Below are 24746 nucleotides of genomic sequence, written 5' to 3'. Positions count from 1 at the left end.
CTGCTCGCTCCACAAACGCGTGCCATGGCACTGTGACCTTGCCATGGCACGCCTGGTCTACCAACAAGCCGCGTGACTGCTGCTCAATAGCCTGTATCGCCGCCCGATGATGCTTCACCATTGCCGGGCTTCTCGACCCGTTCCCCAACCATCGCTTCGGTGGTGATCATCAGCGCGCCAACGGAAGCGGCATGCTGCAACGCCGTTCGCACGACTTTCGTCGGATCGATGATGCCAGCCTTGACCAGGTCCTTGTAGCCGCTGCTCTGCGCGTCAAAGCCCCAGCTATACTCGTCCTTTTCCAGCACCTTGCCGGATATCACCGCGCCGTCCTCGCCAGCATTTTCAACGATCTGACGCAGCGGCGCGAGCGCTGCCTTGCGGACGATCTCGATGCCGACCCGCTGGTCTTCATTGTCGCCCTTGAGCTTGGCCAGGATGAGGGAAGCCCGCGCCAGCGCAACGCCGCCGCCTGGCACGATGCCTTCCTCGACCGCGGCGCGGGTGGCGTGCAGGCCGTCATCGACACGGTCCTTGCGCTCCTTCACCTCGGTCTCGGAGCCGCCGCCGACCCGGATGATGGCCACGCCGCCGGCAAGCTTCGCGAGCCGTTCCTGCAGCTTCTCCTTGTCATAATCGGACGTCGTCTCCTCAATCTGTGCGCGTAGCTGGGTGCAGCGCGCGGCGATGTCGGGTTTCTTGCCCTCACCTTCGACAATCGTGGTGTTGTCCTTGTCGATCAGCACCTTCTTCGTCTTGCCCAGCATGTCCAGCGTGACGTTCTCCAGCTTGATGCCGATGTCCTCGCTGATCACCGTACCCTTGGTGAGCACCGCGATGTCTTCCAGCATCGCCTTGCGGCGGTCGCCGAAGCCAGGCGCCTTCACGGCAGCAACCTTCAGGCCGCCGCGCAGCTTGTTCACCACCAGCGTGGCAAGCGCTTCGCCTTCCACATCCTCGGCGATGATCAGCAACGGACGGCCGGATTTCGCCACTGCTTCCAGCACCGGCAGCAGCGCTTGCAGGGCGGACAGCTTCTTTTCGTGCAGCAGGATATACGGCTGCTCCAGCTCGACAGTCATCTTTTCGGCGTTGGTGATGAAGTACGGCGACATGTAGCCGCGGTCGAACTGCATGCCTTCGACGATGTCGAGTTCGGTGGTGATGCCCTTGGCTTCCTCGACCGTGATGACCCCTTCGTTGCCGACCTTCTGCATGGCCTCGGCGATCATGCGGCCGATCTCGGCCTCACCGTTAGCTGACAGCGTGCCCACCTGCGCGGTTTCCGCTTGGGTGGTGATCTTCTTGCTGCGCTTGGCCAGTTCCTCGACCAGGGCGACGACCGCCTTGTCGACGCCACGCTTCAGGTCCATCGGGTTCATGCCGGCGGACACGGCACGGATGCCTTCCCGCACGATGGCCTGGGCCAGCACGATCGCCGTGGTGGTGCCGTCGCCAGCGATGTCATTGGTCTTGGACGCAACCTCCCGCACCATCTGCACGCCCATGTTCTCGAACTTGTCGGTAAGCTCGATCTCCTTGGCAACCGTCACGCCATCCTTGGTCAGCCGGGGTGCGCCATAGCTTTTGTCCAAAAGCACGCTGCGCCCCTTGGGACCAAGTGTGACCTTCACTGCTTCGGCGAGAAGATCCACGCCATGCAGCATGCGGCTTCGGGCATCGTTACCGAACCGAACGTCCTTCGCAGGCATTTGCCTTATCCTTTCTTGAGACCATGGTCCGCTTGGCGCATCACCGGCTCTGCCGGAGACGAACCGCGCGTGTGTTGTTAGAAATGGCATGAATGACTGGTATTTTGGCGGCGGGGAAGAACCAGTCGAGGCAAGACAGTAAGTCGCCAACACCTGGTAGATAGCACTCTTCCCATGCGAGTGCCAGGGGCCCGTCAGCTTCAGCCCGCTTTAAGGAAAGGGTCCGGCAGTGCAAAAGCTGATCGCACCAAGGTTTTCGACAAATACGTGGTCGAGCCATGGTTGCCGATTGGTAAAACCAAGCTCGATTTGTACTACGGCAAGCGCACAGGCGCCCGACCACCAAACCAACAATACGAGTACTTAATCTTGATGCTATCACCCATCAGCAAATGTGTCATAATGCGGCTATGGTGGACACTGTATATTGCGTGATTTCCAAAACCGACGGCAGTTTCGATGTTCAGATGGCCAAGCCGTCTGGGCAACCGAAGACCGCGACCGGGTTTGGCTCGGAGCACGAGGCGAACGCCTGGATCGTTCAGGCCAAGCGCATGAAGCGGGACGCTGCTCCGTGGACACCCCTCGTGCCGCGCAAGCCGGGTGCTACGACGACACCAAAGGACATGAGCACAGACGTAGCCAGCATGGCGCGCCTGCCCAAGCCGTGACCACGTCAGCCTGAGCCGGTCGGGACAGCCAAGCCGGGCGGTTGATCTGATACCGGAACGTTAATGCCGACCTGATGTATCCGCCGCCGCTGTCCCCATATCAAAGCAAGTTCTGAGCAGGTGGAAAAATTGGCGGGAATGTCTTCGATCACGATGGCAATGGTGGATGCCGCTTACGGCGCAACAGCAGCGCAGGCCAGGCCGCATGATACGGATCCGTTCCAACCGGGCGACTTCGTGGTTTATCCAACGCATGGCGTCGGCAAGGTGGATCGCGTGGGCTCTGAGGAGATTGCCGGTCATACGCTGGATTTCATCTACATCTCGTTTGAGGAGAACCGGATGACGCTGCGCGTTCCGATCTCCCACGCCCGATCGTCCGGCTTGCGAAAGCTGGCGACGCCGCAAGCCATGGACGCCGTGCTGCGCATTCTCGCCGGTCGTCCTCGGGTAAGCCGCCTGATGTGGGCAAAGCGGGCGCAGGAATTCCTGGCGAAGATCAACTCGGGCGATTTGAAGATGCTGGCCGAGGTTGTGCGTGATCTGCACACTAGCGCGGGCGGTGCGGGTCCCAGCTTCAGCCAACGCAACCTGTTCGAGTTGGCGCTCGACCGCCTTGCCGGGGAATTCGCCGGCGTGGCCCAGATTGATAAACAAGCTGCGTTGGATAAGCTGACGCAGACGTTGGAAGGCGCACGAAAGGCCGAGGCAGCCCGGACTGATCCCGAACCGGCAACCACCGGCGCCTGATCGGAAGATTTGTCTGGCGGAACCTTCCAAGGCTCCTTATCTAACAGGAACGGCGCTTTTCACTTTTGACTAGTTGTACCTGCCTCTTTGCGAATCCTCGCAGTCGGTGCTCCTAAATTCTGAAGAGTATTCTGGTCCACACCATGTGGGCCGCCGGGTGTAACGGAGAGACGAGATGTCGCAAGGCACGGTTAAATGGTTCAACTCGCAAAAGGGTTTTGGCTTTATCCAGCCGAATGATGGCTCCAAGGATGTGTTTGTCCACATCTCCGCGGTGGAGCGGGCTGGCCTCGGCGGCCTCAATGAAGGCCAGAAGCTCAGCTATGAGCTGGAAAGTGGACAGCAAGGCAAGACCTCCGCGACGAACCTCAAGACCGTTTAAGCCGCAGGAGCTACCATCAGCATCGGCTTTGGTTGAAGGTGCCGTGCCGGGTGCGAACTCGATATCTGGCACGGTTTCCTTGGCGCCCGCGGCTGTGTAAAACAGGATCTGAGGCCTAGGTGCCCAGCCTGAACCGCGCCGGAGAACAAGATGGTTTTCAAGCCTAACTACAACCAGCAGCGCGCTGAGCGGAACCGCCTGAAACAGGCAAAAAAAGACGCAAAGTTGCGTGATCGTGATGAAGTCGCCACCCGTCGCAAGCTTGAGCAAGACGCCTCGCCACCGGAGCCGCCGGAGTCCGAAGAGCCGAAAGAAACGTGATCGTCAGGTGCTCGGCACAGGATTCATGAAATGAAAAGTCGATCGTTAAGCACATTCGTCTTCTTCGACGTCACCTACGTCGATGGCAGCAAGAGATCGAACCGCAAGGTGCTGACTTCGGTGCTGAAAGGTCTGGACGGCGATGCCGCCGCCCAGCCGGTCATCGAGGCGCAGGATGAAGAAATCGCCTTGGCGTCGGGTCGCCCGCGGGTCGAGATCAGGTCGGTCACGCGCTCTCGGACCTGACCCGCGGCGTGCCGGCTTCCCCTAGATCCCACCAAAGGCCGGCGTAGGCCGCCAGACCCTCCCGCGCCGGGGCACGCAGCAGATGTTCGTCCGGGCCATGTTGCTTGCAGCCGTTGTAGCTGTGCGGGATCCAGACCAGCGGGACGCTCAGGTAGTCGACAAAAACGTCCCCCGGCAGGCCGCCGGACGAGTTCGGAATGACCTGAACCCGCTTGCCCAGCGACCGCTCCATGCTGGCGACGCTCCAGCGCACCCACGGGTGCCCGGGATCGGTGCGGCTGGCAGGCATCCGAATGCCGGCGTTCTCGATGCGCGCCGAGTCGAAGCCATTTTCGTCCAGGTGCCGGCGCAACGCCGCCTGGAAGCCTGCCGGATCGGTGTCCACCGTATAGCGTATCTGGCAATGCGCCCGCGCATTCGGAGCGACGGCATTAACCGGGTTCTCCGGCCGACCGGAAATCATCGACAGGACGATGAAACTGTTCCAGCCATAGATCTTTTCCGCCGACGTCAGGCCGGGTTCACCCCAATTTGGGTCGATGCTGGCGGCTTCCCCGCCGCCGCCTACTGGGCAGCCATCTAGTACGGCGCGCACCACCGCCGGCAAGCCATTTGCCGGCAGCCAGTCCCGCACAAGTATCTTGCCGTGCCGATCGATGATGGCGCCCAGCGCATGGCTCAGCACGATCGCCGGATCGGTGGTCAGCCCGCCCCAGTGGCCGGAATGAATGCCGCCCGACCGCAGATCCACCACAAGGTCGAAGTGAAACGTGCCGCGGGTGCCGGTGGCGATCGTCGGCACCTCCGGCATGACCCGTGGGCCGTCGCTGGCGATCAGCACATCGGCGCGCAGGCGGTCCGTGTGTTCCGCCACGAAGGCGCGCAGACCGGGGGAGCCGCGCTCCTCGCTGGTCTCCAGGATCAGCTTCAGGTTGCAGCCAATCTCGCTGCCGCGCTCCGCCAGCACCGCTTCCAGTGCTGACAGATTGAGTGCGTGCTGTCCCTTGTTGTCGGCGGTGCCGCGGCCGTACCAGCGATCCTCTTCCTCAACCAAGATCCACGGCTTCAAGCCGTCGCGCCACTGGTCGTCAAGGCCGCGGACCGTGTCGCCGTGCCCGTATGTCAGAACGGTGGGGCGATCCGCTCCCTCCATCCGATCCGCCATCAGGATCGGGCCGAAGCCAACTTCGGGGTTCGGGTGGATTTCGACCGAGAACCCCATCCGCTCCAGCCATGGCTGGATAGCCGAAGTGAGGTATCGCTGAACGTCGGCTTTGTGTCCGGGATCTTGGGACGTGCTGGGGATCGCCACCAGATCGGTCAGGTGGTCGCGGAATCCGGCGCCGTCGAACCAGGCCAATGCGCGCGTGATCGCCCCGTGCCTCGATGCCATTTTGTCTTCCTCGGCTGATGCGATCAGGTTGCCAGAGGCAGGCGACCTCTTCCAGGGGCGATGTGGGCCGGATTGCCAAAGACGGTTACGCCGGCTGCTACGTCGCGCGTGACGCCGCAGCCGGCACCGACCACCGCATCGTTGCCGGCCGTCACGCCGGCCAGCCTTAGCCCCGCCGCAGCCGAATCCGCCTCGCGTTTACAATCGGCCTGATAAAGCTGTCCAGCCAGCATCTTCCAGTTTTCGATGACAGGCGGGACCCGGAACCTATCGAACAGTTAGCAGCTTTATGAAACGTATCGTGTCACACCCGCCTGATCGCGGGTGTCGCGGTCCAGAACTGGGTGCCTTTCTGCCGCAGCGGCAGCAGACTGGCGGCAATCTCCGGTGCGTCGGGCCACGGCAGGATGATCACGTCATCGGGTCGGTCTTCGATCAGTGCTCCGGGCGAGACGATCGGAATGTGGCTGCCCGGCAGGTAGCGTCCATGCGTGGCCGGGTTCGGGTCGGCAACCGATAGAATGTCTTGGGCCGTGATCCCGCAGGTGTTCAGCAGCGTGTTGCCTCGTGCTGTCGCGCCATAGGCGGCGACCTTACGTCCGGCGGCGCATCTGATCCGCACGAACGCCAGCACGTCCTGTCGTGCGGCATCAATCCTTGCGGCGAACCCTGCGTAACCGTCCGGTCGATCCAGCCCAGCCGAGGCTTCCGCCTGCCGCACCGCCTTCAGAGCTGGGCGTGCCGCGAACGGACCGCGCGAATGACACGCATACACCCGCAGCGATCCACCACGATCCGGCAGCCGCTCCGCGTCAAACGCACGCAAGCCAACCGATCGCAGCACCCGCTCCAGCACCAGCAGGGACAGATAGCTGTATCGATCGTGCCGGAACGCGTCGAACTGAACTTTCTGAACCATCGTCAGCAGATGGGGAAATTCGAACACCGCGGCCCCTTTCGGCCGCAGGATGCCGGCAAATCCAGCGGCGAAGTCGAACAGATCAGGCACCTGCGGCAGCACATCGCGCACCACCACAAGATTGGCACGGCCGTGCCGGACGGCGATCTGCATTGCCGTTTCGGCGTTGAAAGAACCGATCTCCGTCGTGACACCCAGGGCCTGCGCGGCGTGCGCGGCGTTCACCGCTGGCTCGATCCCCAACACGGAAACACCCACATCACGGAAATGCCGCAGCAGGGAACCGTTGTTCGAGGCGACCTCGATGACGAAAGATCCGGTCGCCAGGCCCAGCCGCTGGCAAATTGCCGAGGCGAAACGGCGCTCATGATCCGGAGAGGGACCGAAGCGGGAGGCGGCGTGATCCGTACCAAGGTCGATCGGGGCAGTATCCTGGGATTGCACGAGCAGACAGGAGTCACACACAAGAACGCGCAATGGAAAAGACAGCGCGGGCTGGCCAGTCGCGACAGTTTGGTTGGCCAGCGGCGTGCACCCTAGGTCCACCAGGAGGTGACGCAGGTCAGCACCGCACAGCCGGCAGCCCGGGTCGTGTTGCTTGAGGGCGGTTGACGCGATGGGCTTCAGGTCGGTCAGCATGACGCGACCGCCGATGCGGCGGCAGGAGCGGGGGGGTGATGGATCACGGAGGGGAACAGGCCTTTCCCACCTAAGGAAAGCCAGGGAAATGGTCCGTTCTGTCCACCGAGCCTGACGCGCGTGCGTTCTTCGCAGCCGGTGTGTAGCGGGTGAATGGTAAAGGAAAGGTTTCTACGCGACGACAATCTCCAGATCGCCGACACTGACCTTGGCGACGTGCAGATCACCTGTCCAGGTAACGGTGTTGGCGGAAAGCGTGATCCGGTGCCACGCCAGGGCCGGGGCAATCAGCGCGCCAGGCTGGGTGGACGCCATCGCCACGGCGGCATCCGGCTCCGCGAGACCCCAGGCGACGACGTTGCGCACCGCTTGATCCAGGGTCAGGGCCGAACCGGCAAGAGTGGCGGTCCCAGGGATGCGGACGGACCCATCCGGTCGGTGCTGGATCGTCATGCCGGCGAAGAAATAGAGGCCAAGCGGCGCCGCGGCCGCGGCGGTGGCATCGGTGACGAGCACGGACCAGGGCAGCGTCTTCGCCCGCAGCAGCACCTTCAGCGCATCCGGCGGAATGTGGATGCCATCGGCGATGAAGCTGGCATGCAGGCCATCATGCGCAAGCTGTGCCATCAGCGGGTTGAGGAATTTCGGTTGCGGCTGCGGCAGCGCATTGCCTAGGTGAGTACTCAGCGTCACGCCGGCCTCCACCGCTCGCCTGGTCACGGCGGCATCGGCGGCGGTATGCCCCATGGCGACGACCATGCCATGCTCGCGGGCCCAGATGATCAAGGGCAGGGCATCATGCCGCTCGGGGGCGACGGTCAGCAGCAGGATGGGGCGCTGAAGGTGTCTTGTCAGCCGGCCGAGCACGGTCGGGTTGGGGTCGATCATCGCGGCCGGCGGGTGGCAGCCGGCGTAGCCTGGCATCGGATTCAGGAAGGGGCCTTCCAGGTGAAATCCCGGAACCATTAATGGACCTAACCGGGTGGCGCGCACGGCGGCATCCAGTGCGGCCAGGCGGCGGGCGAGGGTGGCTTCGTCCGCGGTTATCAGCGTCGGCAGGCATGTGGTGACGCCGGCGCGGAGCATGGCATGAAGGGCGTGGTCGAGGGCGGCTGGCGTCAGCGCGGAATCGTTGAAGTCGATGCCGGCGTAGCCGTTGACTTGCAGGTCGGTCAGGCCAGGGGTTTGGCGAACACCTGCCGCGGCGAACCGCTGCTTCGACGCAGGGGCGAAAAGCAGACGCTCTTCCATCTACGTTAGCCGACTTTGGATGGGAACCGCTGGCTTCTCGACGCGCCATGGCCCGTGATCAACCACGCATGGTACTGCCCTATGCCGTACCGCAAGTCGTATATGGCCGCATCAAAAGCAGCTATGAGACATAGCGGCGGCTGTTGAGCCACAGTCACCCCCGCAACGCCTCCAGGATCGCTGTCCGAACCGCCTCGTCCTGTGCCTCCACCGCGCGTGCCACGGCACGCATCTGGCCACGCAGCGCGTAGACCTGGTCCAGCAGCGACAGCACCAGCGGTATCGTCTCCTCCTGCACCGCCATGGCGTGGCGCAGGTCGCGGATCAGCCGCACGCGGGCGATGTCGATGTCCTGGAACACCCACTCCTCGCCCTCCTGTCCTAAGCCGCTCTGCGCCGGCCGCACCCAGCCGCGCTCCACCCAGGTCGCCACCTCCGGCTCCCGCAGGTCGGGAAACAGCGCGACGACCGCCGTCAAGCGCATCATGATCCTTCCCTCGGGTTGAACGTGTTGCGCGGAGTCCAGTCCTTCAGGAACGCCGCCAGATCCGGTTCATCGCCCGGCGGCAGCACCACCTTCAGTTCAACAAACTGGTGGCCCTCGCGGATGCCCCGGCCGCGCAGCCTCAGCCTGGTGCCGGTGCCGGAGCCGGCCGGAATGGTCAGCCGCACCGATCCGCGAATAGTCGGCACCTCCAGTGACGCGCCGAGCACCGCCTCCCGCAGCGTCACCGGCAGGTCGACGACGATGTCGTCGCCGTCGTGGTGGAACTGCGGGTCCGGCGCAACCGAAATCTCGATCAGCGCATCACCGGCGGCCGCCCCGCCGACGCCGGCACCACCCTGACCACGCAGACGCAGCACGTGTCCGTCCTCGGTGCCGGGCGGGATGCGGACATCCAGCGTCTTGCCGTCGGGCAGGCTGAGCCGGCGCGTCGTGCCGTTCGCGGCGTCGATGAAGCTGACGGTCAGACCATAGGTCACGTCACGGCCCTTGGCGGCGAAGCCGGCGCCACGTCTGCCGCCTGACTGGTTGAAGGCCTGCGAGAAGAACGCCTCGATATCCTCCTGCGTGAAGCCGCCATTGGTCTGGTAGCGCTCCTGTCCGGCGGAGAAGCCCGCGCCTTGCTGAAAGTCGCGGTAAAACGGGCGCTCCGGCGGAACGTCACGGCCTTCCGCATCGATTTCGCCGCGATCGAAGCGGGCACGCTTGTCCTTGTCGGACAACAGGTCATAGGCGGTGCTGATTTCCTTGAACCGTTCCAGCGCCTCCGGTTTGTCGGGATTGACGTCCGGATGGTGGCGTTTGGCCAGCTTGCGATAGGCGGTGCGGATCGCCTTTTCGTCATCGCTACGCTGGACGCCAAGGATTTCGTATGGGTCTCTCATCGCTACCAGTCAGGTGGAAACGGCAAAGGCAATGATCAAGTGCCCGTCCAGACCGGAGGGCGCTTCGCCAGGAACGCATCGATACCCTCCGCGGCATCACGCGCCAGCATGTTCCGTGTCATGACCTTTGACGCGTAGTCGTAGGCGGCTGCCAGGTCCATCTCCGCCTGGCGGTAGAAGGCTTCCTTGCCGATCGCCACGGTCAGCGGGCTCTTCGCGGCAATCTGGCGGGCGAGGGACAGGACCGCATCGTCCAGCGCCGCCTCCGGCACCACACGGTTGATCAGTCCGAATTCCCGTGCCCGTTCGGCCGAGACCATGTCGCCGGTCAGCAGCATCTCCATCGCCGCCTTGCGACCGACGGCGCGTGACAAGGCAACCATCGGGGTCGAGCAGAACAGGCCGATGTCCACGCCGGGTGTGGCGAAGCGGGCGGTATCGGCGGCGACGGCAAGGTCGGCGGAGGCAACCAGTTGGCAGCCGGCCGCGGTGGCGACGCCGTGGACCTGGGCGATCACCGGCTTGGGCAGCCGGACGATGCGCTGCATCAGCCGCGAGCACAGGGCGAATACTTGTTCATAATCCTGACGCGTCGGGTTGGCGCGGATCTCCCGCAAATCGTGGCCGGCGCAGAAGGCGGGGCCGTTGGCGCTGATGACAACGACGTGGATCGCCGGATTGTCCGCGATCACCGCCAGTTCGGCATCCAGTGCCTCCATCAGGCCCAGTGACAGCGCATTGCGCGCCGCCGGGCGGTTCAGGGTCAGGATCGCGACACGGTCGCTGTCGCGCCGCAGCAGGATATCGGTCATGCTGCGTCGTATAGCAGAAGGAGATCGCCGTGCCGACAGGGGGTGCTCAGCCGAGTGGGGAGTTGTCGCTGCGGACTGTGGCGATGCCGGCGGATACCAATCCGGCCGGCGATATCTTCGGCGGCTGGATCATGTCGCTGATGGATCTCGCGGCCGGCGTTTCGGCTGGGACGCGGGCGAAGGGACGAGTGGCGACGGCGGCGGTCTCGAACCTGAGTTTTCTGCGGCCGGTGAAGGTGGGCGATGTGGTCTGCGTCTACACCGACGTCGTCAGGACCGGCCGCACCTCCGTCACCGTCGGGGTAGAAGCCTGGGTGCTGCGGCGAAACCAGGGCGAGCGGGAACGGGTGACCTTCGCTCAGTTCGTGCTGGTGGCGGTAGACGAGCATGGCACGCCCAGGCCGCTGCCACTGGCGTAATGCCAGTCAGCCCGAAGCGCCGACTGGCATGCGTGCGGGGTTGGTGAGGCGGCCGCGTGCGAGATCAATCAGATACCCACGGCCGTTGACCGGCCATCGGTCAACATCGGGGGCCGTTGGTGTAAGGCACCCAGGCCTCGACCTTCCAGCCGCATCACGTGCACGGCGCCACCGGGAAGCCGAGCGGCCAGGTTGCCAACATGCGGGTGATGGGTCAGGACGATCACCTGCACCTTGGCGCTGAGCTGCAAAAGGGCCTGCAAGGTTGCTGTCGTTCGTGGATCGTCGAAGGTCTGCAGCACGTCGTCGGCGATGAAGGGCAGCGGCGGGGCGGTTGTCGCGTAATCCTCCAGCGCGGCGATGCGTAGCGCCAGATAAAGCTGGTCGCGGGTGCCCTCGCTGAGCTGATCGAGCGATTTCCGGGTCGCCCCGTCGGCCTCCAGCGCTACCATCGTGTGGCCGTCCTTTTGGCCCTCCCTGGTTTCCTCGATCCGCACGCCGGCCTGGGCGCCGCCGGTGATGGTGCGGAACACGTCGCTGATGCGCGCCAGCAACGGCTGGTCCGTGCCGGCCGCCTGCCGGTCGAGCGCCGCCTGAAGCAAGGCATGCGCGGCATGCAGCACCAGCGCCTCCTCGGCGGTGCGGGCAAGCATTGCCTGGGCCGCTTCCCGCCGCCGCGCCGCGTCGGCTGCATCCGTGCCGCTGCTCGCCCGCTCCAGATCGGCCGCGGCGGCGGCGGCGGCGTCCCTGGCAGCCTCGATCAGCGCCAGGCGCGTCTGGTGGCGAGCGTCGATCTCGTTGATCCGCGCGGCATCCGCTTCGGCCGTGGTCTCGGCCGCGCGTGCGGTCAGCGTCTCCGCGCCAACGCCGCAACCTTGAACAGCAAGGTGTTGCAGCGCCTCGGCGCTGTCCGCGCGTGCCGCGGTTACCGCCCTGGCGCGTTGAAGCTGATGTTCCGCGGCTTCGTCGGTATCCGCTCGCAGCGCGGCGCGCAGGCCATCGAGCATGCGGGCGGCGGTCTCGGCGTCCATGGTACAGCGGGCCAGCTTCTGCATGGCCTGTTCGATCCGCCTGTCAGCGTCCGCGCAGCGCGCGGCTTCCCGATGTTCCGCCTGGAGCCGCCGCTGGAACGCTTGCGCGGCTTCAATCGCCGGCAGCGCCGCGAGGTCGGGCGACAGCGCCGAAAGATGCCCGATCTTCGCGGCCAATTGCGCGATCGCCGCTTGCATGTCGTCGATCCGGCGCTGGTCGTCGGCAGCCTTATGTTCGGTGGCACGCAAATCCTCAGTTCGCGTCAGCGCGTCGCTCGTCATGGCCATGGTTTCGCCTTTGGGCCGAGCCAAGGCCATGGATACGGCCTCCCATTGCCCGACCCACTCCGCCAGCGCCTGTTTGGACGTGTCCGCCGCCGCCGCCGCGGTTGCCTGCATCCTGCGCAGCCGGCCGGCCTGCGCGGTCAACGTCTTCCGAAGCGCGGCCAAATCACGCTCAGCCTCGATCCGGCGCTCGGCTTCCGCCATAAGGATGCCAACCGCGGGCAGGTCCGGCAACGTGACGGACAAGGCCGCTGCGAGCTGACCACCCAACGTCGTTAGATGCTGCGCGATGTCCGCCAGATCGACGGCGGCGGCATCCCGCGCCTGGTGGCAGGTCGCGGCGGCATCGCGAGCGCGCAGAAAGGCCCGCAGCGCGGACATGTCGTTGGCGTTTCCGCCGGCAGTCCAGGCGATGGTCTGAAGCTGGTTTCGTGCATTTGCGACGCCAGCCTCTGCCTGGACCACTGCTTTGGCGTCTTTCGCCCATTCGGTCTCCATGGCTGCCAGCCGGCCACGCAGCGCCGACGCCTCGGCGACCTCTTGCCCATGCTCGATCAGGGCATCGGCAATCTCGTCGGCGTTGCGCATGGCCCGGTCCAAGGCCACCGCCGTGGCCGGGTCCGGCTGCCGCGACGCCGGTGAAAAGAATTGCGCCCATAAAGTATCGCGATGCAAACGGGCTTGCTTAAGCGCGTCAGGTGGCGGCAGCATCGCGACCCGTTCCAGGGCCATAAGCTTCGTCCGTTCGGCTTCAATCGCACCCGAACGGTTCCGGTGATCGCGAAGTGCCTGGTCGTGGGCGGCTTCTGCTTGAGTTAACGTCTTGCCGGCTGCCTCCAGCTTCGTCTCCGACGGCGCCGCGGTCGTGCTGAGTGATGCCTCCGTCAAGCGGCAATCGGGGCCAGCGGCCAAAGCGGTCCGCAATGCGGCCTCCGCCGCCCGCAGCTTGCGCCGTCCGGCATCCAGCCGCGCCGCTGGATCGCCGTTCGCGCGCAACAGCGCGACGAGATCGGTGATCGCCGCGACGTCACCTTGCCCCGGCAGCGCAGCCAGTTCGTCCCGCGTTGCCGCTAGCTGACGGTTGGCTTCGGCCAGGCTGGTCGCGGCCGAAGCCGCCTCGGCGGCGAGTGCCGGATATTGCCGCAGGCGTCCTTGGGCGTCCTTGACGATTGGCGCTGGCGGCAATGCCACAGCCTCACCCCACCCCAGGTCGCGCCGCAATGCTGTCGATTTCAACTGCTCGGCTGCCAGTTCACGCTGCACCTTCGGCAGGTCGGCCTCAGCGCCCAACGCAAGGCCACGCAGGTCGGCCAGCGCCTTGATATCCGCCTCAGCCGCGATCCAGGCGGGATCGAACGTCAACGCCGCGCGGTTGTCCCGGGCGGTTCGCAGTTCGCTTGTTGCAGCGGTTGCCGCGCTCGCCGATGTCACACGATCCTGCAGTGCATCCCGCCAGCGTCTCTCGAACCCCTCGTCCAGCTCGGGCGCGTCGGCGGCTTCCAGCAGGGTTCGTCGTGCCGAATGCAGCCTGTCGAGCCATGGGCGGCAGGCGCCGATGGTGCGCAGCCGGTCGCGTTCCCGCGCATCCGCTGCCTGTTCCGCCAGAAGCCTCTCCAGATTCTGGCTCGCCTCCGACGCCTGCCGTTCCAGGGCCGCCCAGCCGTCCGGGCGCAGAGCCGCCTTGCGTAGATCCGCCGCACCTTGTTCCCAGTTGCTCAGCGCGCTCCATAGCGGCCGCGACTTATGACGCGCGTTGGCCTTCCCCAGTTCGTCACGTTTCCGCTCCAGTCCCGTCAGCAGGTCACGCACGCGGCCCAGGCCGCCGCCCGCCGCGAACAGCACCTGGCCGAGACGGCCCTGGCTGGTGATGAGGTCTTGGCCGCCGGAGCGCAGCAAGGTGGTGTCGAGGCCGAACAGCTCCTGGAAGATCGTTGCGTCGGCGCCGCCGAGCAGGCGGCGTGCTTCCTCGGGCGGAACCTCGGTCCCGTTCGCCAGCGCCAGGGTATTGCCGTTGCCCTTGCGTCGCACCATTGGCCGGGCAATGTCGTCCTGGGCAACAGTAGCCAGGATGCGCATCCGCTCGGTGCCGAAGCGGAAGCTCATTGGCGAACGGACGTCGATGCCAAACAAGAACTCATTGATCGACCGGCGGATCACCGATTTGCCGTAGCCGTTCGGGGCAACGATCAGGTTGACGCGTCCGGGTGTGGCGTCGAACGGCATGTCGAGCTGCTCGAACGGTCCGTACCGTTCGAGCCTGAAGTCGGCGAAACGCATCAGGTTTCGCCGCTTAGGGCGGCTTCCAGCCGGTCTCTCGCCTGCCGCAGGATACCGCTTAGGTCGCCATTGGCGCAGGCGTGCAAGGGATGGTCGTCGGGCAGGGCCTCGCGTAGCCTGTCGAACAGCAGATTGGGCCAGTTGCCCAGCAGTCCGGGTGGTGGAGCGGCGGCCAGGGCGTCGATCTCGGTCAGCAGGCGGCCCAGGTTGTCCTGGCGCGCCGGTAGCTCAGGCTCGCTGGGCAAACCAGTATCGCGGGGCGGCCGGGTGCGGAGCTTGACCGCCTCCAGCCACAGGCGATGCTCGCCTGTCAGGCCCTGCGCTTCGTTAAGCACCTTGTCGCGCAGCCCTTCGCGGAACAGGGCGGCGTGGGCGCCGGTCGTGCCGGTCAAGGTAATTCGCGCGGCCAGCGGCCACGGTTCGGCGTCGCGCAAGGCGGCTTCAAGCTCGGTTTGCACGCGGCTCATCGCCTCGGTTTCATTGGCCGCGCCATCCAGGTCCACATTGACCCTCGCCCAGCGCAGCACATCCAGCACGTGGGGTTCGACCGACACGGCACCGCCGCTGACCGTGACCAGGCTGGCACCTTTAGGGCCGGTCTCGTTGATATGACGGCCCTGCAGGTTGCCGGGGAAGACGATCCATGGATCGCGGCAGAGTTCCTGCCGCTCGTGCACATGGCCCAGTGCCCAGTAGTCGTAGCCGTGCGATCGCAGGCGCGACAGTTCGCATGGCGCATAGCGCGCGTGCGCGGTGTAGCCCTCGGCCGAGGTGTGCAGCAGGCCGATGTTGAACAGGCCCTCGATCGGTGGCGGATACTTGCGTGACAGATCGTCGGTCACCGCCTGGTCGGCGAAGCTCTGGCCATGAATCGCGACGCCAAGCGCTTCGAGCCGGTGGGTATGGGCGGTGGCATGGTCGAAGATGGTGACGTGCGGCATCCGCAGGGACCGCGTCATGCGGTTGGCGGCGTCGTGGTTGCCGCGGATCGCGAAGACCGGGATCGCGGCCTGATCCAGCCGGCGGGTCTGCGTCGAAAAGTAAAGCCCGGTGCCGAAATCCGGCCAGTCACCATCGTAGATATCGCCGGCGATCAGGACGAAGTCGACTTTCTCCGCGATGGCCAGATCGACCAGCCGCCCGAAGGCCCGGCGCGTCGCGGCGCGAATCGTTTCAACCGGCGCGAAGGGATCGGATTCCAGGCCGCGCAGCGGACTGTCGAGATGGATGTCCGCCGCATGCAGGAATCGGAAATCAGCCATGCGGCTTCCTTACCATGACTGATCCGGTGCGGAACAAGGGCAGATTGCGTGAACAGCGGGCGATTGATGGTCAGCCCGCGACGCCCGTCACGGCAGGACACAAGATCGCAGAACGACTTCTGGAAACCGTCGCGCATCATGCGCTGGGCATGGCTTGTGCCGCCATCACGCCTATGAAAATTTATCGTCGTGATAACGACAATACCACTCATGATCGCTTCCGGCGCATTATTGGGCGGCTTTGTATCTGGTCTGGCTGGCTTCGGCACGGGACTGGTCGCGCTCGGCCTATGGCTCCATGCCTTGTCGCCGGCCCTGGCCGCGTCGCTTGTCATCCTGTGTTCCGTCATCGCGCAATGCCAGACCATTCCCGCCATCTGGCATGCGATCGATTTCAAGCGCATATGGCCAATGCTTGTCGCGGGCGTGCTTGGCGTTCCGCTTGGCGTCAAGTTCCTGGATCACGTGAATCCGGATGCCTTCCGTTTCGGGATCGGCGTTCTGCTCGTGGTGTTCTCGGTGTCGATGCTGATCGGCCGCGCCCGGATAACAACCCACTGGGGCGGCCGCGTCGCGGATGCCGCGGTCGGCTTTGGCGGCGGCATCCTGGGCGGACTGGCGGGTCTGTCCGGCCCGTTGCCGACGATTTGGGCCACGCTGCGCGGCTGGAGCAAGGATCAACGCCGGGGAGTTTTCCAGGCGTATAACCTGACCACGTTGAGCGCGGCGCTCGCGATGCATGCCGCGAAAGGACTTATAACCTGGGAAGTCGGCTGGTTGCTGCTCTGGGCCCTGCCTGGCACGCTTGGCGGCGCTTGGCTTGGCGCACATGCCTACCGTCGCCTGAGCGACCATCGGTTTCATCAGCTCGTGCTCTGCCTGCTCGGCGTCGCGGGTCTGTCGCTGATCTGGCCGACCGTGTTTGGCAAGTGAGCGGCATCAGACAGATGTCGGCGGGATGCTGCTGTTCATCGTGGACAGCATGAAGGCGGTCCGTGAAGCGGTGTTCACCGGCAGGTTAGAGGCGGAGCAGCGACGCTGGCCGCGGGAGCAGTTGAGCATTACCGACCTTGGAAGGGCGGTACTGGCCGGCGAGGTGGACTGGCTTTCGCTGTCGCCGCCGGATCGGTGGCTGGGCGGGGTTAGGATCTCCGCGGCACGGCCCTGCTGGCGGTGGGACGAGCCGTTGGCGACGACTGTCCTGCGGTAAGCCGTAGTAGACGGGCTGGGTCGTGAAGTCCACTTATTGACCTCCGCCGCGAGAGCCATGGCTGCCCGCATCGTGCCGCGTCGAAGTTTTGCTCGGGATGTCTGCAACCCTATCGCAACTGGCGTAGCAGGCGCTAAGACTGGATGGTCGGCGAGAGGGCATTCATCCAAGGCCACGCCGGGAAACCGTGGCAGTCGTATTGGCGTATTCACTAGACACCGAGGAACCCTGAATGGCCGCCTTGTCAAACCGCCTGCCGGCGCTGAACTTCGACCTTGGCGAGGCCGCCGACATGCTGCGCTCGCAGGTCGAGGCATTCGCGGCGGCGGAGATCGCGCCGCGGGCCGCGGCAATCGACCGGGACAACACCTTCCCGATGGACCTCTGGCCGAAACTGGGGGCACTCGGTGTTCTGGGAGTCACCGTGGCCGAGGACTATGGCGGCGCGGCGATGGGCTATCTGGAGCATGTGGTGGCGATGGAGGAGATTTCCCGCGCCTCGGCTTCGGTAGGGCTGTCGTATGGCGCGCACTCCAATCTGTGCGTCAACCAGATCTTCCGCAATGGGAACGAGGAGCAGAAGCGGCGGTACCTGCCGGGGCTGGTCGACGGTTCGCGGATCGGCGCGCTGGCCATGAGCGAGACCGGCGCGGGGTCCGACGTGGTGGGCATGCGCACGCGGGCTGACAAGCGTGGCGACCGCTACGTGCTGAACGGCGGCAAGATGTGGATCACAAACGGGCCGGACGCCGACGTGCTGGTGATCTACGCCAAGACCGATCCGGCGGCGGGGCCGCGCGGCATCACCGCGTTCCTGGTGGAGAAGGGGTATGCCGGTTTCTCCACCGCGCAGAAGCTGGACAAGCTGGGGATGCGCGGGTCGAACACCTGCGAACTGCTGTTCCAGGACTGCGAGGTGCCGGAGGAGAACGTACTGGGCGCGATCGGCCGCGGCGTGAACGTGCTGATGAGCGGGCTGGACTACGAGCGTGCGGTGCTCGCCGCCGGTCCGATCGGCATCATGCAGGCCTGCATGGACGTGGTGGTGCCCTATGTGCATGAAAGAAAGCAGTTCGGTCAGGCGATCGGCGACTTCCAGTTGATGCAGGGCAAGCTGGCGGACATGTACACCACGATGAACGCGGCGAAGGCGTATGTTTATGCCGTGGCGAAGGCGTGCGACCGCGGCGAGACCACGCGCAAGGACGCCGCGGGCGCGATTCTCTATGCCGCCGAGAAGGCGACCTGGATGGCGCTGGAGGCGATCCAGGCGCTGGGTGGAAATGGTTACATCAACGACTATCCGACCGGGCGCCTGCTGCGTGACGCGAAGCTATACGAGATCGGCGCGGGAACGAGTGAAATTCGCAGGATGCTGATCGGGCGTGAGCTGTTCGCGGAGACGGCATGATGTCCTGCCAACCGGGTCAGGACAGCACGATCCGATCGGGTCATGGCCAGACGAGGCCAGCGTGTCGTGTCGAGACGATGCCATGGTGTCGTGGCCGGGTTTGGCCCAGTCAACCACGGCTTGCGATGCCGGTTGAAACAGAATCGTGGTTGGCTGGGCCAGGCCCTACCCGATGCACACATCCTATGAACGACCTTGCTAGGCCCCGTGCGGTATGGGCTTGTCATCTGCCTCAAATCGAGAAGTGCATTGCGGAGCATGGCATGACAGCCAACCCCTCGCTGTTCAGTGATCGTCGTTTGGAAGCGGCTTGGCTGGACATGCAACAGCGGCTGTGCGGGATGGGCCAAAAGCGGGTGCAGGTGCGCGCGCTGGGCGGCGACCGGGCCGGCGAGATGAGGATAAGGCGGTTCCTGCACAACCCCCGCGTGACCCCCGATGAGATGATCGAGGCTGCGCGGACGCACACCGCCGCCTTGGTGGGCGGCCGGCACGTGCTGGCGATCCAGGACACCACCAGCCTGCGCGACGATGGCAAGGACAGCGGCCACTACCTGCATCCGACGATTGCCGTGGACGCCGACGACGGCACCTTGCTGGGCGTCGTCGCGGCCAGCTTCCTGCTGCGCCGGGGCAAGCAGGCGGTGCATTGCAACAAACGAGCGTTCGGCGACAAGGAAAGCGCTCGTTGGCTGGAGGCGACGCAAGAGGCGGCGCGGCTGTCGGCGGCTGGCGCGGCCTGCGTCACCACGGTGGCCGATCGCGAATGCGACCTCTACGAGGCCTTCGCGCTGCGCCCGCCGACGACGGAGTTGCTGATCCGCTGCCACCACAACCGCGTGCTGGCCGACGCGACGCGGCTGTATGCCGCCCCCACCGCGCTGGGCGAACTGGGCGGCAGCGTGGTGCACGTGCCAGCCGCCCCCGGCCGCGCCGAACGCCAGGCCAAGGTGGTGCTGTCTGCCTGCCCGGTCACGCTGCGCCGGCCAAAGCGCAACCGCGCGGCGGAAGCCGCCCGGCTGCCGGCGAAACTGAGCCTGACCTACGTCGAGGCGCGGGAAGTCAATGCACCGCCGCGAGTGAAGCCGCTGCACTGGCGCCTGCTGACAACGCACCCGGTGCAAACCCTGCCAGAGGCGCAACGCATCATCGACTTCTATCGCCGCCGCTGGAGCATCGAGCAGGTGTTCCGGGTCATGAAAACCCAGGGCTTCGACATTGAGGCCGTCGAAATGCAGGACGAAGCGGCCTTCGAGAACCTTGTCGCCACCACCCTGATCGCCGCCGTCAAGGTCATGCAGATGGTGCATGACCGGGACGGAACCGCCGCTCGGCCGCTGACCGACGCTTTCGACCCCGACGATCAACCCGTGTTGGAGGCCGTTTGCACCACCCTCGAAGGCAACACCGCCAAGCAGAAAAACCCGCACCCCCCCGGCTCGCTGGCCTACGCCACCTGGGTATGCGCACGCCTCGGCGGCTGGACCGGCTACTACGGCAAGCCGGGACCCATTGTCATTCATGCCGGCCTCGCCCGTTTTAACGCAATGCTCATGGGATACCACATCGCAAGGCATCAGCCGGGCCATGCTTGACGCAGCAGCCGCCAGATCGTTTCCATGCTGTGTGAATCCGGTAGGGCCAGGCCCGGCCATGACACGGAGGGGTATCGGCGCCAGCGTCTCTATCCGGCGGGCAACGGTCGCATCTTTGCGGCGAGCAAAGCTTGTATCCTGGCCGTTTTCGGCAAACCTGCCGGCGCAAGCCAGATGACCCTGCTTCGCGCCGACATCACGTCCCGCTCCCCCGACTTCGCCGCCAACGCCGCTGCCATGCGCGGGCTTGTCGCCGATCTGCGCGCCCGTGTCGGGGAAGTCTCCCAGGGCGGCGGCGCCGTCGCGCGTGAACGCCATGTCGCCCGCGGCAAACTGCTGCCGCGCGAACGTGTGGCCGCGCTGATCGATCCAGGTTCACCGTTCCTCGAATTGTCCCAGCTCGCCGCCCTTGGCCTATACGGCGATGAAGTCCCGGCGGCCGGCATCGTCACCGGCATCGGCCGCGTCTCCGGCCGGGAATGCGTCATCGTGGCGAACGACGCCACGGTGAAGGGTGGCACCTACTTTCCCATGACGGTGAAAAAACACCTCCGCGCGCAGGAAATCGCCCGCAAGAACAATCTGCCGTGCCTGTATCTTGTGGACTCAGGTGGTGCCTTCCTGCCGATGCAGGACGAGATCTTTCCGGACCGCGAGCACTTCGGCCGCATTTTCTTCAACCAGGCCAACATGTCGGCCGAGGGCATCCCTCAGATCGCCGTCGTCATGGGCTCCTGCACCGCCGGTGGCGCCTATGTCCCGGCAATGAGCGACGAGAGCATCATTGTTCGCAAGCAGGGCACGATCTTCCTTGGCGGCCCGCCGCTGGTGCAGGCGGCGACCGGCGAGATTGTCTCGGCCGAGGACCTGGGTGGCGCCGATGTCCATGCCCGTACCTCCGGCGTGGTTGATCATTACGCCCGCGACGACCACCACGCGCTGTCGATCTGCCGACGCATCGTGGGCGGCCTGAATCGGCGGAAGACGGTGGGCCTGCCGCTGCGCGCGCCGGAGCCGCCGCGCTACGACCCGGCTGAACTGCACGGCGTGGTGCCGGCCAACCTGCGTGCGCCGTACGACGTACGGGAGGTGATTGCCCGCATCGTCGACGGCAGCGATTTCGATGAATTCAAGCGCTTGTACGGCACCACGCTGGTGTGCGGTTTCGCACACCTGTACGGCTACCCGGTCGGCGTCATTGCCAACAATGGTATCCTGTTCTCGGAGTCGTCGCTGAAAGGCGCGCATTTCATCGAATTGTGCAGCCAGCGCAACATTCCGCTGATTTTTCTGCAGAACATCGCCGGCTTCATGGTTGGACGAAAATATGAATCCGGCGGCATCGCCAAGGATGGCGCCAAGCTGGTCACCGCCGTTTCCACGACAGCCGTGCCGAAGCTCACGCTGATCATCGGCGGCAGTTACGGCGCGGGCAACTACGGCATGTGTGGCCGAGCGTATGATCCGCGCTTTCTGTTCATGTGGCCGAATGCGCGGATCTCGGTGATGGGCGGCGAGCAGGCGGCCGGCGTGCTGGCAACGGTGCGCAGCGGTTCGGCATCCTGGACGCCAGAACAGGAGGAAGCGTTCAAGGCGCCGATCCGCGCCCAGTACGACACGCAAGGACATCCCTACTACGCCAGCGCCCGGCTGTGGGACGACGGGATCATCGATCCGGCTGACAGCCGCCGTGTCCTTGGCCTCGCATTGTCGGCAGCGTTGAACAAGCCGATGCAGGAGACGCGCTTCGGCGTGTTCCGGATGTAAGCAATATGTTTCGATCGCTGCTGATTGCCAACCGTGGCGAGATCGCCTGCCGGATCGCTCGCACCGCGCGCCGTATGGGCATGGAAACGATCGCGGTGTTCTCGGAAGCCGATGCGCGGGCACTGCATGTGCAAGTGGCGGATCGGGCTTACCCGATCGGGCCGGCGCCGGCGCGCGACAGCTATCTGAACATTCCGCGCATCATCGCGGCGGCGCGGGCGGCCGGCGCCGAGGCGATTCATCCCGGCTACGGGTTTCTGTCGGAAAATCCGGATTTCGCCGAAGCCTGCGCCGCGGCGGACATCGGGTTCGTCGGGCCGCCGGCGTCGGCGATGCGCGCGATGGGATCGAAGTCCGCCGCGAAAGCCCTGATGGAACGATCGGACGTGCCGCTGCTGCCCGGCTACCACGGTGACCGGCAGGAGGCCGATTTCCTGGCCGACCAGGCGGCCCGCATCGGCTTTCCCGTCGTGATCAAGGCGGTCTCGGGTGGCGGCGGACGGGGCATGCGTGTCGTGTGGTCGGCCGCCGATTTCGCCACTGCCTTGGGGTCGGCACGACAGGAAGCCGCCTCGGCCTTTGGCGACGACCGCGTGCTGATCGAGCGGTACCTGCAACAGCCGCGCCATATCGAGGTGCAGGTCTTCGCCGACACGCACGGCAACGTGGTGCATCTGTTCGAGCGCGATTGTTCGGCGCAACGCCGTCACCAGAAGGTGATCGAGGAAGCCCCCGCGCCGAACCTGTCCGCGACGCAACGCGAAACAATGGGAGCGGCGGCGGTCGCGGCGGCGCGCGCGGTCGGCTACGTTGGCGCCGGCACCGTCGAGTTCGTCACCGACTCCAGCGGATTTTTCTTTCTGGAGATGAACACCCGGCTTCAGGTAGAGCATCCTGTTACCGAAATGACGACCGGCTTTGATCTGGTGGAATGGCAGTTGCGCGTGGCGGCCGGCGAAGCGCTGCCGGTCACTCAGGCGGCGATCACGCTGTCCGGTCACGCCATCGAGGCGCGCATCTATGCCGAAGACCCGGCACACGACTTCGCCCCATCGGTCGGCCGGCTGGCACTGTTCCGCACACCGCCGGCGACCGAGGATGTGCGCGTCGATACCGGCTTTGCCAGCGGGGATACGATATCGATTCATTACGATGCCATGCTGGCGAAACTGATCTGCCACGGCCCGACCCGGGAGGCAGCACTGCGACGCATGCGGCAGGCGCTGGCCGGCTGCGCCGTGGTCGGCGTGGCGAGCAACCTCGATCTGCTCGGACGCATCGTTGCCGATGGCCGGTTTGGCGCCGGCGGGATCGACACCGGCTTCATTGCTCGGCACGCTGCCACGTTGCTGGCGGGGCAGGGAACCCCGCCGCTTGAGGTGCTGGCGGTCGCGGCGCTGTGTGTGCTGGACACGGAGACAACGGCGACGGCCGACGCTGGCGATCCATTCTCCCCTTGGAACGAGCATGATCTGTGGTGGGTCAACGCCATCCCGGCACGGGTTCTGGGCTTCACCGATGGAGCGGCGACCCATCCGGTGTCGGTCACCCGTGAGGGAACCGCATGGCGCCTTCAGGTTGCCGGTCAGGCAGTCGTCGGGATGGCCGAGGCTTTGGGAGATGGATGGCTGCGGGTATCTCTGAACGGGGTCTGGCGGACGGTCACCGCGATGCTGGACGAGCATGTGGTGACCGTGCGGGACGCCGGATCGACCTGGCGTCTGAGGCTGCCGGACCCGCTGGCGGCGGGCGATGAGCAGGAAGATGCGGGCGACCGGCTGGTGGCGCCGATTCCTGGGCTGGTGACCGAGGTCTCGGCGGCGGCGGGCGATCGGGTCACCCGTGGGCAGGTACTGGTGGTGCTGGAGGCGATGAAGACCGTCTTCCGTCTGGCCGCGCCCGCCGACACGATTGTTGCATCCGTATCGTGTTCGGTTGGCGACATGGTGCAGGAAGCTCAGATGCTTGTTGCTTTCGCGGAACCTGCCTCCGTAGCGGAAGCGGGATGAAACGTGTTGCAATTCCAGACCGAACAGGGCAGTTTTAAGCTCCCCAGGTGTGTCGTTCGGATGAATATGACGCTTCTGAAGTCTGCTACCTCAAGTTTGATCACCGTAACTCTGTGCTAGTAATGCTGTGATACGTTCTGCTGACGATCGCGGCTGAACCCTAGCAGTGACGGCTATGTTGTCCGAAAGCCACCTTTGGTTCATCCCGCACCATCTTTCCTAGGATATTCTGTCATGACGATGATCTCTCGTTCAACCCTCCTGGTTGCCTCGCTGTTCGCGGTTTCCACGGCAGGCGCGTTAGCACAAACCAAACCCGGTGATGACACCGCTGGTGCTGGCGGACTGGTTGCCAAGCCGAGCTATCCTTCTGGGTCCGTCGACGCTCGTGATCCAGCGCTGTCTGGAAAGCTTGCCAAGGGCACAACCAAGGTTCCGGCTCGTCATAACCCGCACGTCGCGGGCGCGACCGGACGCACGGTCGTGCCAGGCACTCACAGCACGATCGCCACGGACAGCAAGAATACGCTCGAGCAGAAGACTGGACCGACTGGCCAAGTGCGTTAAGCGAATAAAGTTGCCACAGCCATGCTGACAGTTCGCAGTTAGCAAAAGATTCCCGCAGCGGCGGCAGCACAGCATGTTGTGCTGCTGTCGGCTGCGGATGATGCGCAACGCTGCTCCAGATCCGTAACAACGCATCATTTGAATTTGGCGTGCCGTCTGTCGCTCAGCCCGTTGGGTAAACGCGGCAACGGCTGAACTGCATCTTCGCATCCGCTGCTCAAGCCGTAAATCCCGAGCTAAAAGGCGACAAGGCACAACGCCGACGACGTCTGAAGGCGCGGACCTCAGGCATATTATTCAGACCAGGCATGCTGCGCCGTCATGACTCGATCCAGATTAACGCACCAGATCCGACTGTCACGGTTGATCTATCGAATGAAGGGTCGAGTGTCGTGGTTACAATGATACGCTTAAATGTGCTATTAGGC

Annotated in this window: 22 protein-coding genes; 13 read left to right on the top strand and 9 right to left on the bottom strand. The window is 64.9% G+C overall.

Annotated features, from left to right (window positions below; all coding sequences use genetic code 11):
- Nucleotides 1-83: 83 nt before the first annotated feature.
- Complete coding sequence (gene groL, locus ACQY4S_RS10645; RefSeq protein ID WP_428485174.1) at nt 84-1712, bottom strand: chaperonin GroEL; 1629 nt, start codon at nt 1710-1712, stop codon at nt 84-86.
- Between the two features lie 431 nt (nt 1713-2143).
- Here groL and ACQY4S_RS10640 point away from each other — a divergent pair, with 431 nt between their 5' ends.
- From ACQY4S_RS10640 to ACQY4S_RS10620, 5 genes are all read left to right on the top strand, one after another.
- Nucleotides 2144-2383 (top strand): hypothetical protein, encoded by a 240-nt coding sequence (locus ACQY4S_RS10640; RefSeq protein WP_428485173.1) that lies wholly within the window; start codon nt 2144-2146, stop codon nt 2381-2383.
- Between the two features lie 138 nt (nt 2384-2521).
- The gene (locus ACQY4S_RS10635) at nt 2522-3133 is read left to right on the top strand and encodes a CarD family transcriptional regulator (protein ID WP_428485172.1); all 612 of its coding nucleotides are present in this window, start codon (nt 2522-2524) and stop codon (nt 3131-3133) included.
- Between the two features lie 175 nt (nt 3134-3308).
- Entirely contained in the window at nt 3309-3515 is a 207-nt protein-coding gene (locus tag ACQY4S_RS10630; protein WP_428485171.1) for a cold-shock protein, read from the top strand.
- Nucleotides 3516-3665: 150 nt separating this feature from the next.
- On the top strand, nt 3666-3836 hold the full coding sequence (locus tag ACQY4S_RS10625; RefSeq protein ID WP_428485170.1) for a hypothetical protein: 171 nt from the start codon (nt 3666-3668) through the stop codon (nt 3834-3836).
- A 30-nt stretch (nt 3837-3866) separates the two neighbouring features.
- Nucleotides 3867-4082 (top strand): hypothetical protein, encoded by a 216-nt coding sequence (locus ACQY4S_RS10620; RefSeq protein ID WP_428485169.1) that lies wholly within the window; start codon nt 3867-3869, stop codon nt 4080-4082.
- On the opposite strand, the gene ACQY4S_RS10615 is transcribed toward ACQY4S_RS10620, so the two are convergent.
- The 6 genes from ACQY4S_RS10615 to ACQY4S_RS10590 all read right to left on the bottom strand — a co-directional run bounded on the left by ACQY4S_RS10615 (nt 4063) and on the right by ACQY4S_RS10590 (nt 10485).
- Complete coding sequence (locus tag ACQY4S_RS10615; protein ID WP_428485168.1) at nt 4063-5475, bottom strand: M20 family metallopeptidase; 1413 nt, start codon at nt 5473-5475, stop codon at nt 4063-4065. The genes ACQY4S_RS10620 and ACQY4S_RS10615 overlap by 20 nt on opposite strands.
- Before the next feature lie 304 nt (nt 5476-5779).
- Nucleotides 5780-7033, bottom strand: coding sequence for a class I SAM-dependent methyltransferase (locus tag ACQY4S_RS10610; RefSeq protein ID WP_428485167.1), 1254 nt, complete (start codon nt 7031-7033; stop codon nt 5780-5782).
- A 171-nt stretch (nt 7034-7204) separates the two neighbouring features.
- The gene (locus tag ACQY4S_RS10605; RefSeq protein WP_428485166.1) at nt 7205-8284 is read right to left on the bottom strand and encodes an N-acetylglucosamine-6-phosphate deacetylase; all 1080 of its coding nucleotides are present in this window, start codon (nt 8282-8284) and stop codon (nt 7205-7207) included.
- Nucleotides 8285-8438: 154 nt separating this feature from the next.
- Nucleotides 8439-8771, bottom strand: a complete 333-nt coding sequence (locus ACQY4S_RS10600) for a chaperone modulator CbpM (RefSeq protein ID WP_428485165.1) — start codon at nt 8769-8771, stop codon at nt 8439-8441.
- Nucleotides 8768-9673: a DnaJ C-terminal domain-containing protein gene (locus ACQY4S_RS10595; protein ID WP_428485164.1), complete on the bottom strand. Its 906-nt coding sequence runs from the start codon at nt 9671-9673 to the stop codon at nt 8768-8770. Before ACQY4S_RS10595 ends, ACQY4S_RS10600 begins: the two co-directional genes overlap by 4 nt.
- A gap of 35 nt (nt 9674-9708) precedes the next feature.
- Nucleotides 9709-10485: an enoyl-CoA hydratase gene (locus ACQY4S_RS10590; protein WP_428485163.1), complete on the bottom strand. Its 777-nt coding sequence runs from the start codon at nt 10483-10485 to the stop codon at nt 9709-9711.
- Between the two features lie 83 nt (nt 10486-10568).
- Here ACQY4S_RS10590 and ACQY4S_RS10585 point away from each other — a divergent pair, with 83 nt between their 5' ends.
- Nucleotides 10569-10904, top strand: a complete 336-nt coding sequence (locus tag ACQY4S_RS10585) for an acyl-CoA thioesterase (RefSeq protein WP_428486257.1) — start codon at nt 10569-10571, stop codon at nt 10902-10904.
- 68 nt (nt 10905-10972) lie between these two features.
- Here ACQY4S_RS10585 and ACQY4S_RS10580 read toward each other — a convergent pair whose 3' ends face one another.
- Nucleotides 10973-14497 carry an AAA family ATPase gene (locus tag ACQY4S_RS10580; RefSeq protein WP_428485162.1) on the bottom strand — a complete coding sequence of 1175 codons (3525 nt, stop codon included), beginning with the start codon at nt 14495-14497 and terminating at the stop codon, nt 10973-10975.
- Nucleotides 14497-15759 (bottom strand): metallophosphoesterase family protein, encoded by a 1263-nt coding sequence (locus tag ACQY4S_RS10575; protein WP_428485161.1) that lies wholly within the window; start codon nt 15757-15759, stop codon nt 14497-14499. Before ACQY4S_RS10575 ends, ACQY4S_RS10580 begins: the two co-directional genes overlap by 1 nt.
- A 210-nt stretch (nt 15760-15969) precedes the next feature.
- Here ACQY4S_RS10575 and ACQY4S_RS10570 point away from each other — a divergent pair, with 210 nt between their 5' ends.
- From ACQY4S_RS10570 to ACQY4S_RS10540, 7 genes are all read left to right on the top strand, one after another.
- Entirely contained in the window at nt 15970-16692 is a 723-nt protein-coding gene (locus tag ACQY4S_RS10570; protein WP_428485160.1) for a sulfite exporter TauE/SafE family protein, read from the top strand.
- 25 nt (nt 16693-16717) lie between these two features.
- Complete coding sequence (locus tag ACQY4S_RS10565; RefSeq protein WP_428485159.1) at nt 16718-16969, top strand: hypothetical protein; 252 nt, start codon at nt 16718-16720, stop codon at nt 16967-16969.
- A gap of 232 nt (nt 16970-17201) precedes the next feature.
- Nucleotides 17202-18380 (top strand): isovaleryl-CoA dehydrogenase, encoded by a 1179-nt coding sequence (locus tag ACQY4S_RS10560; RefSeq protein ID WP_428485158.1) that lies wholly within the window; start codon nt 17202-17204, stop codon nt 18378-18380.
- Between the two features lie 263 nt (nt 18381-18643).
- Nucleotides 18644-19975 (top strand): IS4 family transposase, encoded by a 1332-nt coding sequence (locus tag ACQY4S_RS10555; protein ID WP_428485157.1) that lies wholly within the window; start codon nt 18644-18646, stop codon nt 19973-19975.
- A gap of 174 nt (nt 19976-20149) precedes the next feature.
- On the top strand, nt 20150-21742 hold the full coding sequence (locus ACQY4S_RS10550) for a carboxyl transferase domain-containing protein (RefSeq protein WP_428485156.1): 1593 nt from the start codon (nt 20150-20152) through the stop codon (nt 21740-21742).
- A 5-nt stretch (nt 21743-21747) separates the two neighbouring features.
- Nucleotides 21748-23751, top strand: coding sequence for an acetyl/propionyl/methylcrotonyl-CoA carboxylase subunit alpha (locus ACQY4S_RS10545; RefSeq protein ID WP_428485155.1), 2004 nt, complete (start codon nt 21748-21750; stop codon nt 23749-23751).
- A gap of 234 nt (nt 23752-23985) precedes the next feature.
- Nucleotides 23986-24318, top strand: a complete 333-nt coding sequence (locus tag ACQY4S_RS10540) for a hypothetical protein (protein WP_428485154.1) — start codon at nt 23986-23988, stop codon at nt 24316-24318.
- The last annotated feature ends 428 nt before the right edge of the window (nt 24319-24746 follow it).

This window comes from Rhodopila sp., assembly GCF_965276935.1.
Lineage (GTDB): Bacteria > Pseudomonadota > Alphaproteobacteria > Acetobacterales > Acetobacteraceae > Rhodopila.
Note: the sequence above shows the minus strand (reverse complement) of the source record. Positions and strands in the feature narration are given on the sequence as shown.